The sequence below is a fragment of the Streptomyces sp. genome, assembly GCF_035644915.1.
In the GTDB taxonomy this organism is placed as follows: domain Bacteria; phylum Actinomycetota; class Actinomycetes; order Streptomycetales; family Streptomycetaceae; genus Streptomyces.
This window is the reverse complement of record NZ_DASQNP010000183.1, coordinates 19,659-32,706: the sequence shown is the minus strand read 5'-3', so window position 1 is coordinate 32,706 and position 13,048 is coordinate 19,659. Positions and strand designations below refer to the sequence as shown.

The 13,048-nt window shown below is 75.7% G+C and carries 12 protein-coding genes; 5 read left to right on the top strand and 7 right to left on the bottom strand.

Going from position 1 to position 13,048, the window contains the following annotated elements; genetic code table 11:
• Positions 1-18: 18 nt before the first annotated feature.
• A complete protein-coding gene (locus tag VE546_RS20195) occupies positions 19-1,554 on the bottom strand; it encodes a PLP-dependent aminotransferase family protein (RefSeq protein ID WP_324924340.1) in 1,536 nt (511 codons plus the stop codon).
• Between the two features lie 98 nt (positions 1,555-1,652).
• Between VE546_RS20195 and VE546_RS20190 the strand changes: the two genes are divergently transcribed.
• The 3 genes from VE546_RS20190 to VE546_RS20180 all read left to right on the top strand — a co-directional run bounded on the left by VE546_RS20190 (position 1,653) and on the right by VE546_RS20180 (position 3,971).
• The gene (locus tag VE546_RS20190; RefSeq protein WP_324924339.1) at positions 1,653-2,378 is read left to right on the top strand and encodes a hypothetical protein; all 726 of its coding nucleotides are present in this window, start codon (positions 1,653-1,655) and stop codon (positions 2,376-2,378) included.
• Positions 2,375-3,163 carry a glycerophosphodiester phosphodiesterase gene (locus tag VE546_RS20185; protein WP_324924337.1) on the top strand — a complete coding sequence of 263 codons (789 nt, stop codon included), beginning with the start codon at positions 2,375-2,377 and terminating at the stop codon, positions 3,161-3,163. Before VE546_RS20190 ends, VE546_RS20185 begins: the two co-directional genes overlap by 4 nt.
• 430 nt (positions 3,164-3,593) lie before the next feature.
• Positions 3,594-3,971 carry an RNA polymerase-binding protein RbpA gene (locus VE546_RS20180; protein WP_324924335.1) on the top strand — a complete coding sequence of 126 codons (378 nt, stop codon included), beginning with the start codon at positions 3,594-3,596 and terminating at the stop codon, positions 3,969-3,971.
• Positions 3,972-4,056: 85 nt separating this feature from the next.
• Here VE546_RS20180 and fxsA read toward each other — a convergent pair whose 3' ends face one another.
• The 5 genes from fxsA to VE546_RS20155 form a co-directional block, all read right to left on the bottom strand.
• The gene (gene fxsA / locus VE546_RS20175) at positions 4,057-4,737 is read right to left on the bottom strand and encodes an FxsA family membrane protein (RefSeq protein ID WP_324924333.1); all 681 of its coding nucleotides are present in this window, start codon (positions 4,735-4,737) and stop codon (positions 4,057-4,059) included.
• Position 4,738: 1 nt separating this feature from the next.
• Complete coding sequence (locus VE546_RS20170) at positions 4,739-5,512, bottom strand: polyprenol monophosphomannose synthase (protein WP_324924331.1); 774 nt, start codon at positions 5,510-5,512, stop codon at positions 4,739-4,741.
• Between the two features lie 2 nt (positions 5,513-5,514).
• The gene (gene lnt, locus VE546_RS20165) at positions 5,515-7,284 is read right to left on the bottom strand and encodes an apolipoprotein N-acyltransferase (protein ID WP_324924329.1); all 1,770 of its coding nucleotides are present in this window, start codon (positions 7,282-7,284) and stop codon (positions 5,515-5,517) included.
• A gap of 493 nt (positions 7,285-7,777) precedes the next feature.
• A complete protein-coding gene (locus VE546_RS20160) occupies positions 7,778-9,418 on the bottom strand; it encodes an amidohydrolase (protein ID WP_324924327.1) in 1,641 nt (546 codons plus the stop codon).
• A 98-nt stretch (positions 9,419-9,516) separates the two neighbouring features.
• The gene (locus VE546_RS20155) at positions 9,517-9,957 is read right to left on the bottom strand and encodes an Lrp/AsnC family transcriptional regulator (RefSeq protein WP_324924325.1); all 441 of its coding nucleotides are present in this window, start codon (positions 9,955-9,957) and stop codon (positions 9,517-9,519) included.
• Between the two features lie 206 nt (positions 9,958-10,163).
• Between VE546_RS20155 and VE546_RS20150 the strand changes: the two genes are divergently transcribed.
• Positions 10,164-10,565 carry a hypothetical protein gene (locus VE546_RS20150; RefSeq protein WP_324924323.1) on the top strand — a complete coding sequence of 134 codons (402 nt, stop codon included), beginning with the start codon at positions 10,164-10,166 and terminating at the stop codon, positions 10,563-10,565.
• A gap of 229 nt (positions 10,566-10,794) precedes the next feature.
• Complete coding sequence (locus VE546_RS20145; protein ID WP_324924321.1) at positions 10,795-11,523, top strand: DUF4142 domain-containing protein; 729 nt, start codon at positions 10,795-10,797, stop codon at positions 11,521-11,523.
• A gap of 166 nt (positions 11,524-11,689) precedes the next feature.
• Here the strand turns inward: VE546_RS20145 and VE546_RS20140 are convergent, their stop codons facing one another.
• The gene (locus VE546_RS20140) at positions 11,690-12,832 is read right to left on the bottom strand and encodes a helix-turn-helix domain-containing protein (protein WP_324924319.1); all 1,143 of its coding nucleotides are present in this window, start codon (positions 12,830-12,832) and stop codon (positions 11,690-11,692) included.
• Positions 12,833-13,048 lie beyond the last annotated feature (216 nt).

Here is a 13,048-nt window from a genome sequence, read left to right as displayed (position 1 = left end):
GCGGCCCGGCGGGGCCGGTCAGGCGACGAAGGAGCGGGGGGTGTCGGCACCCGCGCTCCGCCCCGTGAGCACCAGGCGCGCGGCGGCGGCCAGCCGGGTCGCGGCCTCGGTGGCGACCGGCCCGGAGACCGTGAACGGCAGCCGCACATAGCCCTCGAAGGCGCCGTCCACGCCGAAGCGCGGCCCGGAGGGCACGCGGACGCCCAGCCGCTCCCCCGCCTCGGCGATCCGCGAGCCGGACAGGCCGCCGGTGCGCACCCACAGGGTGAGACCGCCGCGCGGGACGGTGAACTCCCAGTCGGGCAGGTGCCGCCGGACGGCCTCGACGAGGGCCTCGCGGTTCTCCCGGGCCCGCTCGCGGCGGACCGCCATCGCCCGGTCCCAGCCGTTCTCCCCGCCGCTCCCGCCGCCGCCCGTCAGCAGCCAGGCGACGGCGAGCTGTTCCAGTACGGGGCTGCCGAGGTCGGCGTACACGCGGGCGGCCACCAGGCTGCGGATCGTCTCGGGGGCCGCGCGGACCCAGCCGATGCGCAGCCCGGCCCAGATGGCCTTGCTGGCCGAGCCGACGGTGACGACCGTCGAGCCGCCCGGGTCGAACGCCGCCACCGGCCGGGGCGGGCGCTCGCCGGGCACGGCGTCGAGGTCGAGGCCGGACATGGTCTCGTCCGCCACGAGCACGGTGCCCGCGGCGCGGGCGGCGGCGACCAGTTCGCGGCGCTGTTCCTCGTCCGCCAGGGCGCCGGTGGGGTTGTGGTAGTCGGCGATGACGTAGGCCATCCGGGGCGCGGCGTCGCGCAGCACCCGGCGCCAGGCGGGCAGGTCCCAGCCGGACAGTCCCTCGCCCATCGCCACGGGCACCAGCCGGGCGCCCGCCTCGCGCAGCAGTTGCAGGACGTTGGCGTACGAGGGGTGCTCGACGGCGACGCGCTCGCCGCGCGGGACGAACAGGCCGCGGATGGCGGCCACCGCGCCCATGGCGCCGGTGGTGATCATGATCTGCTCGGGCATGGTCGGGACCCCGCGGGCGGTGTACCGGTCGGCGAGGGCCTGCCGCAGGGCGGGCAGTCCCGCGGGGTAGTCGCCGTGGGTGTGGGCGTACGGCGGCAGATCGGCCAGCGCGCCCTGGAAGGCGCGGGTGAGCCAGGGCTCCGGGGCGGGGAGCGCGGCGCATCCCAGGTCGATCATGGTGCCGGCGGCCTCGGGCGGCAGGGGCTCCAGACCGCCCGAGGGCAGCGGGTTCCCGGCGGGCAGGGCCGTCCAGCTCCCCGCCCCACGCCGGGAGGCGAGGAACCCGTCGGCGCGCAGCGACTCGTAGGCGGCGGCGACGGTGGTGCGGCTGACGGCGAGGGCGGCGGCCAGCTCGCGTTCGGCGGGCAGCCGGGTGGCGACGGGGATGCGGCCTTCCAGGACCAGCAGGCGCACCCCGTCGGCGAGCGCGCGGTAGGCGGGCACGCGCCGGGTGCCGCCGGGTCCGCCGGCGGACCCGGCGGCACGCTGGGGGGCCAGGAGGCGGGCGAGCTGAGACGCTCCAATCGCCGAGGTCCACTGAGCCATCGTTTGAGTCCACCTTCTTGGAATTGGCCATGGCCGAGGTCCGCTGACAGGCCACAGAGTGTCACGCATCGGTCCACCGCGCCAGAAAGGAAGGGGCCTTGTCCATCTTCAGAGGTACCGCCGACCGTCTCCCCCGCCGTCTCGTCCAGCTCTACGCCGGGCTGGTGCTCTACGGCGCGAGCGCGGCGCTGATGGTGCGGGCCGGGCTCGGTCTCGACCCGTGGGACGTCTTCCACCAGGGCGTGGCGGAGCGCGCCGGGCTGTCGATCGGCACCGTGCTGATCATCACGGGGGCGGCGGTGCTGCTGCTGTGGATACCGCTGCGCCAGCGTCCGGGGCTGGGCACCGTCTCCAACGTGTTCGTGATCGGGCTCGCCATGGACGCCGCCCTGGCCCTGCTGCCGGAGCCGCGCGCCATGGCGGTGCGGGTGCCGCTGCTGGCCGCCGCGATCGTGCTGAACGGGATGGCGACCGGCCTGTACATCGCGGCCCGCTTCGGGCCGGGACCGCGCGACGGCCTGATGACCGGCCTGCACCGGGTCACCGGGCGGTCGATCCGGCTGGTGCGGACGGGCATCGAGCTGACGGTGCTGGCCACCGGCTTCCTGCTGGGCGGGACGGTGGGGGTGGGCACGGTGGCCTACGCCCTGGCGATCGGGCCGCTGTCCCAGCTCTTCCTGCGGGTGTTCGCCGTGCCCGCCCCCGACGGCGGGCGCTCCACCGTCGTCACCGGATCCGGCACGGAGACCGACACGGAAACCAGCACGGAGACCGGCGCCGGCACCGTGGCGCGGGGGCGCGGGAACGCGATACTGCGTCCGTGACACCGCCCGCCGCCCCGCCGCCCCCGCGTCCCGCCCACCCCTTCTTCGACCACCCCGCTCCCCTGGCCTTCGCCCACCGGGGCGGGGCCGCGGCGGGCCTGGAGAACACCCACGGCGCCTTCGCGCGGGCGGTGGGGCTGGGGTACCGCTACCTGGAGACCGACGTGCGCGCCACGGCGGACGGGCGCCTGGTCGCCTTCCACGACGCCACGCTGGACCGGGTGACGGACGGCAGCGGACCGATCGCCGCGCTGCCGTGGGCGGAGGTGAGACGGGCGAGGGTGGGCGGCAGCGAGCCGGTGCCGCTCCTCGCCGAGCTGCTGCGCGCCTTCCCCCGCGCCCGCTGGAACATCGACGTCAAGGCGGACGCGGCACTGGCCCCGCTGCTGGCGGTCCTGGACGAGGCCGGCGCCTGGGACCGGGTGTGCGTGGGAGCCTTCGACGAGGGACGGGTGGCCCGGGCCCGGAGGCTGGCGGGCCCGCGCCTGGCCACCTCGCTGGGCACGCGCGGCGTACTGGGCCTGCGGCTGCGCTCGTACCGCCTGCCGGGCGCGGTGAGCCGCGGCGCGCTGTGTGCGCAGGTCCCCGCGCGGCGCGGCGGGGTGCGGGTGGTGGACCGGGCGTTCGTGCGCCACGCCCACGGCAGGGGTCTGCAGGTGCACGTGTGGACGGTCAACGACCCGGAGCGGATGCGGGCGCTGCTGGACCTGGGGGTGGACGGCATCGTGACCGATCGCCTCGGGACGCTGCGCACGGTGCTGGCCGAGCGGGGCGCCTGGGCCTGAGCGGCGCCGGCGGCCCGGCCCGCCGGAGGCCGCCGGGGCGCGATCGTCCTCCTGGCGGTCTTCTCCTCGGCGATCTTCCCCGTCCTGGGTTTCGTCCCGTCACGGCGGGTACCGGTGGAACGAGCCGTGGCGGCGGTGAGCGCCAGCACGCCGGACCGGATTTAGGCCATTGGACGAAGGGCGGGTAGTGTACGCCTTCGGCTCGCCGGATGGACCGTTACTGCACGCCATGGATAGGCGAACGTTAAGTTGCGTCCCCTGTCAGATGTGACAAAGCGGGCACCGGCGGGTACCGCATATTCGACGAGGCAGCGGCACGACGGACGACGCATGTCCCGGATCGGGAATCTTCACCGCCGACCGGACGTTGACCGGATGACGACGACAGCGACACCTGTCCTGTGGGCGACAAGCCCGGGAGGCACGATTCATGAGTGAGCGAGCTCTTCGCGGCACGCGACTCGTGGTGACCAGCTACGAGACCGACCGCGGTATCGACTTGGCACCCCGCCAGGCCGTGGAGTACGCATGCCGGAACGGCCATCGGTTCGAGATGCCGTTCTCGGTCGAGGCCGAGATTCCGCCGGAGTGGGAGTGCAAGGTCTGCGGTACCCAGGCGCTCCTGGTGAACGGCGAGGGGCCTGAGGAGAAGAAGAGCAAGCCCGCGCGTACGCACTGGGACATGCTCATGGAGCGGCGCACCCGCGAGGAGCTGGAGGAGGTGCTGGCCGAGAGGCTGGCGGTTCTGCGCTCCGGCACCATGAACATCGCCGTGCACCCGCGGGACAGCAAGCGGAAGTCCGCCTGACGGCGGCGCCACGCGTCAGGGCCCGCGACCCGGCACGCGTGAGGGCCCGGTCACCCCTGGGGTGACCGGGCCCTCACGCGTGCCCTCAGCGGCCGGGCTGTCCGGGGTGCCCGCCGCCACGCCGTCCGCCGTCCTCGTCACGGACGGCCTCCCCGCGCTCCCCGGGCTCCTCGCGCACGACCTCGCCCTGGACGACCTTGCCGTCGGGGCGGTGGATGCGCAGTTGCTCCTCCGCCGCGCGGGCCTGCCGGAGCGCGTCGCCGAGGGAGCCGGGGGCGAGGCCGGCGCGCCGGCCGAGCCGGCGCTCGACGCCCCGGCGCAGCAGGGCCGCGGTCGGCGGGAAGAGGCACAGCAGGCCGGCGGCGTCGGAGACCAGGCCGGGCAGCATCAGCAGCAGGCCGCCGAGCATGGCGAGCCCATGGCCCCCGCGCCGTCCGGCGTCCGCGGCCGTACGCGCCGACGGGTCGGCGCCCGGCTGGAGGCCCTCGACGGTCTCGACCAGGCCGCGCCAGGCCCGCCGTCCCGCACGCTTGACGACCGCGGCGCCGGCCACGGCCCCCACGACGAGGACGGCCAGGACGACCAGCCCGCTGGTGGCGTCCGCGAGCAGGGTCAGCAGCCACACCTCCAGCACCGCGAAGGCGGCGATGCCCAGCGGGACGGCGCTCCGCGGGCGCCGTCGCCGGGGCGGGGCGCCCTCGGCGCGCGGTGCGGCGCCGGGCCGCTGCCGCGGGGGCCGGTACGGGTACGGTGCGCGGGTCGTCATGTCATCCAGTGTGCCCGTCGCGCCCCAGGACCCGGTTCACACGGGACTGCACGCCCCAGGCGGTGACCCGCCACAGGGCCTCCACCAGGATGTCGCGGCTCATCTTGCTGTCGCCGCGCTGGCGCTCGACGAAGGTGATGGGGACCTCCACCACCTGGTATCCGGCGCGCACGGCGCGGTGGGCGAGGTCGACCTGGAAGCAGTAGCCCTGGGAGGCCACGTCGTCCATGCCCAGGCCCAGCAGGGTCTCCTTGCGGAAGGCCCGGTAGCCGCCGGTGATGTCCCGCAGCGGCATGCCCAGCAGCAGCCGGGAGTACATGCTGCCGCCGCGCGAGATGAACTCCCGCGACCTGGGCCAGTTGACCACGCGCCCGCCCGGCACCCAGCGCGAGCCGAGCACCAGGTCGGCGTTCTTCAGGGCGGTGAGCAGCCGGGGCAGCTCCTCGGGCTGGTGGGAGCCGTCGGCGTCCATCTCGACCAGGACGTCGTAGCCGTTGTCGATGCCCCAGCGGAAACCGGCCAGGTAGGCGGCGCCGAGCCCCTCCTTGCCCTTGCGGTGCAGGACCTTGACCTGCTCGTCGTCGGCCGCCAGCTCGTCGGCGACCTTGCCGGTCCCGTCGGGGCTGTTGTCGTCGGCGACGAGGACGTGGGCCTCGGGGACGGCCTCGCGCACTCTGGTGACGACCGACCGGATGTTGTCGACCTCGTTGTAGGTCGGGATGATCACGAGGATCCGGCCGAGCGGACCCCTCCGGCTCTGTCGGGCGTCGTTCACTGCTACTGCCTCTTCCCCTCTGTCCTGTTCCACCCCGCCTGTCCCCCCTGTCGGCCGAGGACGTATGCCGCGGCACAGGACAGGAGGCCCACCATAGCGAGCACCCATTCCGGCGCGGGGCCGAATCGGTCGGAAAGGGTGGTCTCGTCCCGCAGGGGGAGGTCGGCGAGGAGCACGTCCCGGGTGAACTCCTCCGTCCGCTGCCCGACCGTGCCGTCGGGGGCCACGATCGCACTGATGCCGCTGGTGGCGGCGGTGACCACGGCCCGCCCGTGCTCGACGGCCCGCAGCCGGGACATGGCGAGCTGCTGCTCGGGCTGGCCGGTGCGGCCGTAGGTGGCGTTGTTGGTCTGGACGACCAGGGCGCGGGCGCCGTCGTTGACGGTGTCGCGCACGATCTCGTCGTAGGCGACCTCGAAGCAGATGACGTCGCCGAGCCGGGCGGGGCCGACCTGCAGCACGCCGGTGCGCTCGCCGGGCCAGAAGTCCCGCGGGACGCGCTGGAGGCGGGTGATGACCTTGCTGAGCTGCTCGCGGTAGGGCACGTACTCGCCGAAGGGCACCGGGTGCTGCTTGGTGTACGAGGCGCCGGGGCCGGCCTGCGGGTCCCAGACGATGCCCCGGTTCTCGACGTACCCCTCGCGGGTGGGGTGGTCGACGAGGGCGCCGACGAGGATCGGGACGCCGACGGCCCGGGCGGCCCGGTCGATGGCCGCGTACGCCTCCGGGTACCGGTAGGGGTCCAGGTCGGAGGCGTTCTCCGGCCAGAGGACCAGGTCGGGCCGCTCCGCCCGGCCCGCCGCCACGTCCTCCGCCAGCTCCAGGGTGGCCTCGGCGTGGTTGTCGAGGATCAGCATCGGGCGGCCGAGGAAGTCCATGCCGGGCTGCTGGACGTTGCCCTGGACGACGGCGACGCGGACGGTGTCGGCGGCCCCGGTGGGGACCGGCACGGCGTACCCGGCGGTGACGACGGCCGCGGCGAGAGCGGTCGCACCCACCGCCGGGAGCGCGGCGCGCGCCGGGCCCGGACGGCCCCCTCCCGCGCGGCCCCCTCCCGCGCGGCTCTCCCCCGCCCGGCGCAGCCGCCCGGCGGCCAGGACCGCCGCCGCGAGCAGGGTGCCGGCCAGCGCGGCGGCGAAGGTGACCAGGGGCGCGCCGCCCAGGGCGGCCAGCGGCAGCAGCGGCGAGTCGGTGCTGGCGAAGGCCAGCCGCCCCCAGGGGAAGCCCCCGAAGGGGACGCGGTCGCGCGCCCACTCCTGGGCGACCCACAGGCAGGCCCCCCACAGCGGCCACAGCGGCAGCCGCGAGGTGACGGCCAGTCCGGCGCCCAGCGGCACGAAGAACAGCGCCTCGACGAGGGCCAGGCCGAACACCGCGTCCCAGCCGACGACGTGGAGCCACCTGAGCAGCGCGCAGAAGAACGCCAGGCCCGCCGCGAAGCCGAGCCACGCCCCCTGGCGGGCGGTGCGGCCCCGGGTGAGGAGGCTCAGCGCGGCGACGGCGGCGATCGACAGCGGCCACAGGTCGTACGGCGGGAAGGCGGCGGCCAGGGCGAGGCCGGCGACGGCGGCCGGCGCCGAGCGGCGGGCCCCGCGGTACGCCAGGCGCGCCGCCCGGGCCGGCAGACGGCGGCGGCCGGGGCGCGGGGCGGGCCCGGACGCGTCGGCGGCGCCGGACGCACAGTCCGCCGGAGGGCGCAGCTGTTCGCTCGGCCGCCTGGCGGCCGGGCCGCCGGTGTCGGCTTCGGCGGTGGTGTCGGGGCCCGATGGCACGGTCGCGGCCTTCCTTGCAGATCGTGCGGTGACGAGCCCGACCGTACAACGCCCGCGCGCCCCCGTGGGGACGGGGTGGGGTGGGAGCCTCCCGCGGGAGCGGGGCCCGGTGCCCTTCGGGCCGACCCCGCGATCCGCCGGCTGCGGTCGACCGGGAGTCGTTGTCTACTGAGCGTCCGGGCCCCCGCCCGGGTCGCACCTGCCGACCGGCCGGACCCCTACCGTTCCCGTGCCGCGGGCGCTGGACCTGGCTGCCGGCCGTACGCCGGTGCGACGCACCGCCCGTGACCCAGCTCGTTCGACGACTGCGCGCGGAGGATCCCCGGTCGAACGTCCTGTGGTGGACCCGGCCGAACCTACCCGCCGACGGCCGCCATCTGTCAACAGCCGCATGACCTGCGGCGTTGCATCAAACCAGCAGGTCAGTGACGAGCGCGGGACCGGGAGCCGGCCGGGCGGGGGCACGTCGTTCGGCGGTATGCGCGATCCCCCGTCACCCGTCCGGGTGCTCGTACACCGTCCGCCCGGCGACCACCGTGCGCAGGCAGACGGGCAGGTCACGGCCGGGGGTGAGGTCGGGCAGGCCCGGGGTGCCGGAGCGCGGGTCGGTGGACCAGGCGGCGACCCGGGCGTCGGGGACCTGCACCACCAGGTCCTCGACGCGCCAGACCGCGTAGTCGGCCGGGGCCCCGGGGACGAGGACGCCGGCGTCGTCGCGGCCGAGCGCCCGCCAGCCGCCCCGGGTGTGGGCGGTGAAGGCGGCGCGGACGGAGATCCGGTGCTCGGGGGTGCGGTGGAAGGCCGCGGCCCGCAAGGTGCCCCAGGGGTCGAGCGGGGTGACGGGGCTGTCGGAGCCGAGGGCGAGGGGCACGCCGGCGCGCAGCAGGGCGGCGTACGGGTTGAGGGTGCGGGCGCGCTCGGGGCCCAGGCGGCGGGCGTACATGCCGTCCTCGCCGCCCCAGGCGGCGTCGAAGGCGGGCTGCACGGAGGCGGTGAGGGCGTACTCGGCGAAGGCCGCGATGGTCGCCTCGGTCAGCATCTCGGCGTGCTCCACGCGGTGCCGGGCGGCCCGCACCCGGGCCGCGCCGACCCGCTCGGCGGCGGCCCGTACGCCGTCGGTGACGGCCGTGAGGGCGGCGTCGCCGATGGCGTGGAACCCGGCCTGGATCCCGGCCTCGGTGCAGGCGGCGACGTGGGCCGCGACGGCGTCGGCGTCGAGGTGGCCGGTGCCGCGGTGGTCGGCGTCGGCGTAGGGCTCGTGCAGGTGGGCGGTGTGGGAGCCGAGGGAGCCGTCGGCGAAGAGGTCGCCCGCGGCGCCGACGGCGCCCAACTCCCGCACCCGTCCGGCGTCCTCGGCGGAGGTGACCTGCTCGGCCCAGTAGCCGAAGACCCGGGGGCCGGGTTCGTCGGCGGCCAGGCGCAGCAGGCCGGTGAGGTCGTCCTCGCCGGAGATCTCCGGGCCCGCGCACTCGTGGAGGGTGCCGATGCCCCGGGCGGCGGCGTGGCGCCGGGCGGCGCGCTGGGCCTCGGTGCGCTGGCCGGGGGTGATCGCGGCGTGGGCGACGGCGCGCACCGCGTGGTGGGCGTCGCCGGTCAGGGGCGCGTCGGGGGCGTAGCCGGACCGGGACGTGATGCCGGGGACGAGGTCGAGCAGGGCGGTGGTGGCCAGCGCGGAGTGGACGTCGACGCGGGTGAGGTAGAGCGGCCGGTGGCCGGTGGCCTCGTCGAGTTCGGCGCGGGTGGGGGGCCGTCCCTCGGGCCAGGCGGTGGCGTCCCAGCCGTGGCCGAGCAGGATCCGGTCGGCGGGGCGGGCCTCGGCGTGGGCCCGGACGCGGGCGAGGGCGTCGGCCAGGGAGCGCGCGCCGGTCAGGTCGAGGCCGGTGAGCGCCAGGCCGGTCGCGGTGGTGTGGACGTGGGCGTCGGTGAAGGCCGGGGTGACGAGCGCGCCGTCGAGGTGGACCACCTCGTCGACGCCGTCGGCGAAGGAGTCCGCCGCCCCTTCCGAACCGATCCAGGCGATGCTGTCGCCCTCGACGACCATGGCGGTGGCGAAGGGGTCGGCGGGGCTGTGGACCGTGCCGCCGCGCAGCAGGACGGTGCGGGGCCGGTCGAGGGGGGCCGTGCTGTCGCTCATGGCTGCCAGTCTCCCCCGCCCCCGCCGCGCACGGCCGCCCGGGGTCGTCCGGAGGCGGGCCGGGCGTCCCCCGCCGCGGCGTCCCCGCGCGCCGGGCCTCAGATGCGGGGCGGCCGGGCCTCGTACGGGGTGGAGAGGACGACGGTGGTGCGGGTGGAGACGCCGGCGAGGGAGCGGATGCGGGCCAGCAGGTGCTCCAGCTCGATGGGGGAGGCGACCCGGACCTTGAGGATGTAGTTCTCGTCGCCCGCGACGCTGTGGCACGCCTCGATCTCGGGGACGTCGGCGAGCCGGTCGGCGATGTCGTCCGGCGCACTGGGGTCGAACGGTTTGACCGAGATGAAGGCGGTCATCGGCAGTCCGACGGCCTCGGGGTCGACGATGGCCGCGTAACCGCGGATGACACCGCGCTGCTCCAGGCGGCGGACGCGCTGGTGCACCGCCGAGGTGGACAGGCCGGTGGCCTTGCCCAGGTCGGTGTAGCTCATCCGCCCGTCCTTGACGAGCAATTCCACGATGCGACGATCCAGCTCCTCCACACCAGGCAACCTACTGTGCCGGGCGCACCCCGGCACACCGGACGTGCTGTCGGCGCCCCCCGGGCGCGAACGTGTGACGAACACCACATCAACGCCCCTCTGTCCACGGGGGTGCGGCGATTACGCGCGGGACCTGCAGGGAAATCCTTGCTGTGGCCCGGGCTCCCAGGACATGGACGCCCGGCGGCCCGTCCAAGGGGGATTGCATGCGCACTGTGAAGTCACTCCACGCCGGTCACCCGGACACCGAACTCCACGAGGAGGGTGACGAGGACTACGAGGCGTACGAGACGTACGAGATCTTCCGGGTGGTCTGCCCGGACTGCTCGCAGCCGATCGCGCTGCTGGCCGATGAGGAGACGCTTCCCGAGCACGCCCTGTGCCCGACTCCGTGGAATCCCTTCGTCCTGACGGTGTGTCAGGGATCGGGGCGCTCCGTGGACGACGCCACGCCCGAGGGCTCCCCGCACGGGGCGCAGGAGCAGGACGCCGCGACGCTGCTCACCCTGCCCGAGGGCCTGGACTGGCGGATGCAGCCGTTCTCCCACGTGGGCGGCCCGGGCACGCACCCGATGCGCGTCCGGCAGGGGCGGCACCCCCGCCACTGACGGCCCGCCGCACGCCCGGCGGTGCACGGCGGAGGTCCGTGCGCCGCGGCGCCGGCCCCGGCGCACCGCCCGGGGGCGGTGCGGTCCGCGCGGCAACCTAGCAGCGGCCCGCCGCCGCGGGCCGTTCTTTGTCGGTTGATGACGAAGCCTCAGCACCCTCCCCCACCGCGGCATTAGCGTCCGGTGGCACTCCAGGAGGGGATGTACGCACGAGTACGAGGAGGCTGCCATGCGGTCCGTCATCGGCCGGTCCGCCGCATCCGGGCGGACGATCGGCACGGTCCTGGTCATCGGCGCGCTCGCGGCGACGCTCACGGCGCTGCTGCTCCCGGTGCACCTGTTCGGCGGCAGCCGCCCCGCGGCCGCGGCCGCGGCGCAGGGCTGGGAGGACGACGGCCGCGGGACGGTGAGCACGCCCTACGGACCCCTGACACCCATGGACCGCGACTTCGTCCGCAAGGTCCGGCTCGCCGGACTGTGGGAGCTGCCCTCGGGCCGCCAGGCCCAGGAGCGCAGTTCGCGGGAGGAGGTCAGGACCGCGGGCGAGCACCTGATCGAGGGACACACCGAGTTGGACCAGCTCTCCGTCGAGACGGGCCGCGCGCTCGGCATCGAGCTGGCCAACCAGCCCAGCGAACAGCAGCGGCAGTGGCTGTCCCAGATGGACGCCGCGCGGGGCGACGAGTACGACCGGCTCTTCGCCAACCTGCTGCGCCGCGCCCACGGCAAGGTCTTCGCCCTGGTGGCACAGGTGCGGGCGCAGACCCGCAACTCGATGGTGCGCTCCCTGGCCACGCGCGCCAACGACGTCGTCCTGGACCACATCACGGTGCTGGAGGACACCGGGCTGGTGGACTTCGAGGCGCTCGCGGGCGACGCCCCCGGCGCCGGGCGGACCGGCGCGCCTCCCCTGGCCCTGGCACCGGCGCACGGGGAGCGCGGGGGCGCGGCGCACTGAGCGCCCCGGAGGGCACCGGACGGACGGCGGCCCCGGACCGATCCCCTCGGTCCGGGGCCGCCGGTCGTGCGGGGCCTCGCGGCGCGCGCCGTCCGTACCGGCGCGCGGGTCACCGGATGCGGGGGCCGTTCGCGGGGGGCGTACGAACGGACGGACCGCCCGGTGGTCACAGGCCGTTGACGCGGGCCTGCCGTGCGGCGCCCGCCAGGGGGCGGAGGCCCGCCGCCACGGCGCGGCCGCCGCGTCCCGCACGGGGGTTCCTGCGCCGCACCTGCGCCATCAGGCGGCGGCTGCGCAGGGTCATCTCCAGCTCGAACCGGGTGCGCGGATCCCTCAGCGCCGGTCCGAACAGCTTCTCTATCTGGCGCAGCCGGTACCGCACCGTCTGCGGGTGCACCTGGAGCGTCCTGGCCGCCTCCGGGGCCCCTCCGCCCTCCAGCCAGGCCAGCAGGGTCATCTCCAGCCGCTCGCTCTGCCGCGGGGTCAGGTCGTCCAGCGGGTGCAGCCAGCGCGCGGAGAGCGCGCGGGTGAGGGACTCGTCCTGCAGCAGCAGGAGCATCGACAGGTGGTCGTCCACGAAGGCCGGGACGGGCTCGGCGCCGCCGCGCGCGGGAACGAGCGGCAGCAGGCGCCGCGCCCAGCGCAGCGAGGACAGCGTGTCGCCGGGCGGTACGGGGTGGCCGACCGCGGCCCGGCGACCGCGCAGGGCGCCCTCCAGGGCGGTCCGGGTGGCGGCGCCCCGGTCCGGGACGATCAGGCAGGGCTCGCCGTCGGCGATGCTGATCAGGACGTCCCCGAGCACCGTCGCCAGTTGGAGCGCCTCGGCCGGCGCGGCGAGGACGACGACGCGGACCGCCTCGGGCAGCGGCCAGCGGGCGGAACGGGCCAGTTCGGCCAGGGAGCTCTCGGGTTCGCACGGGTCGCTGGTGAGGGCCGCGAAGAGGTGGCGGCGCGCCCGGTCGATCGGAACGGGGGCGGCGAGGGACTCGTTCCGAGTGCCCTCGCCGCCCCCTGCCCGGCCTTCTTCCCTCTGTCCCGCCGTCTGCCCCGCCTTCTCCTCCGTCCTCTGCTCCGCCTTCTCCTCCGTTTTCCCTTCCGTGCCCTTCCGGTAGCCGAGGGCCGTCAGGAGCGCCTGCTCCACCGCCTCCCGTGCGTCTTCGCGCTTGATATCCGCAAATCCGGCGGAAAGCCGGTGGTCGTGCTGCAGTTCCTCGACCACCTGGCCGGCGATCGCGGGGAGTTCCTTTCTCAGAACGCGGGTCCACTCGCCACGGGGGCGCGACCAGATGCGGTTCAGAAGTTCACACATCTCTACCTCGTTCCTGCCGGGGTGGGAGCCCGCCCCTCGTGGGGTGGGACGAGCTCGCGGAGGGAGATCCCTTGCCGTTTCCCCGTCACGGCAAGGGTGTTGAGGGCCCTCCAGCGCCCTCCCGGGTGGAGGGCGCACTGTTCCGGGCCGTCTGTGGGGCACGGCTCGGTTCGCCTGGTTCGGCATCATTCTCAGCCGTCGGGGCGGCTGCGACGC

What these genes read in the sequence shown, in the direction of transcription:
- VE546_RS20195 (WP_324924340.1), bottom strand. Translation starts at nt 1,554, where the DNA reads ATGGCTCAGTGGACCTCGGCGATTGGAGCGTCTCAGCTCGCCCGCCTC.
- VE546_RS20180 (WP_324924335.1), top strand. Translation starts at nt 3,594, where the DNA reads ATGAGTGAGCGAGCTCTTCGCGGCACGCGACTCGTGGTGACCAGCTAC.
- fxsA (WP_324924333.1), bottom strand. Translation starts at nt 4,737, where the DNA reads ATGACGACCCGCGCACCGTACCCGTACCGGCCCCCGCGGCAGCGGCCC.
- VE546_RS20160 (WP_324924327.1), bottom strand. Translation starts at nt 9,418, where the DNA reads ATGAGCGACAGCACGGCCCCCCTCGACCGGCCCCGCACCGTCCTGCTG.
- VE546_RS20150 (WP_324924323.1), top strand. Translation starts at nt 10,164, where the DNA reads ATGCGCACTGTGAAGTCACTCCACGCCGGTCACCCGGACACCGAACTC.
- VE546_RS20145 (WP_324924321.1), top strand. Translation starts at nt 10,795, where the DNA reads ATGCGGTCCGTCATCGGCCGGTCCGCCGCATCCGGGCGGACGATCGGC.
- VE546_RS20140 (WP_324924319.1), bottom strand. Translation starts at nt 12,832, where the DNA reads ATGTGTGAACTTCTGAACCGCATCTGGTCGCGCCCCCGTGGCGAGTGG.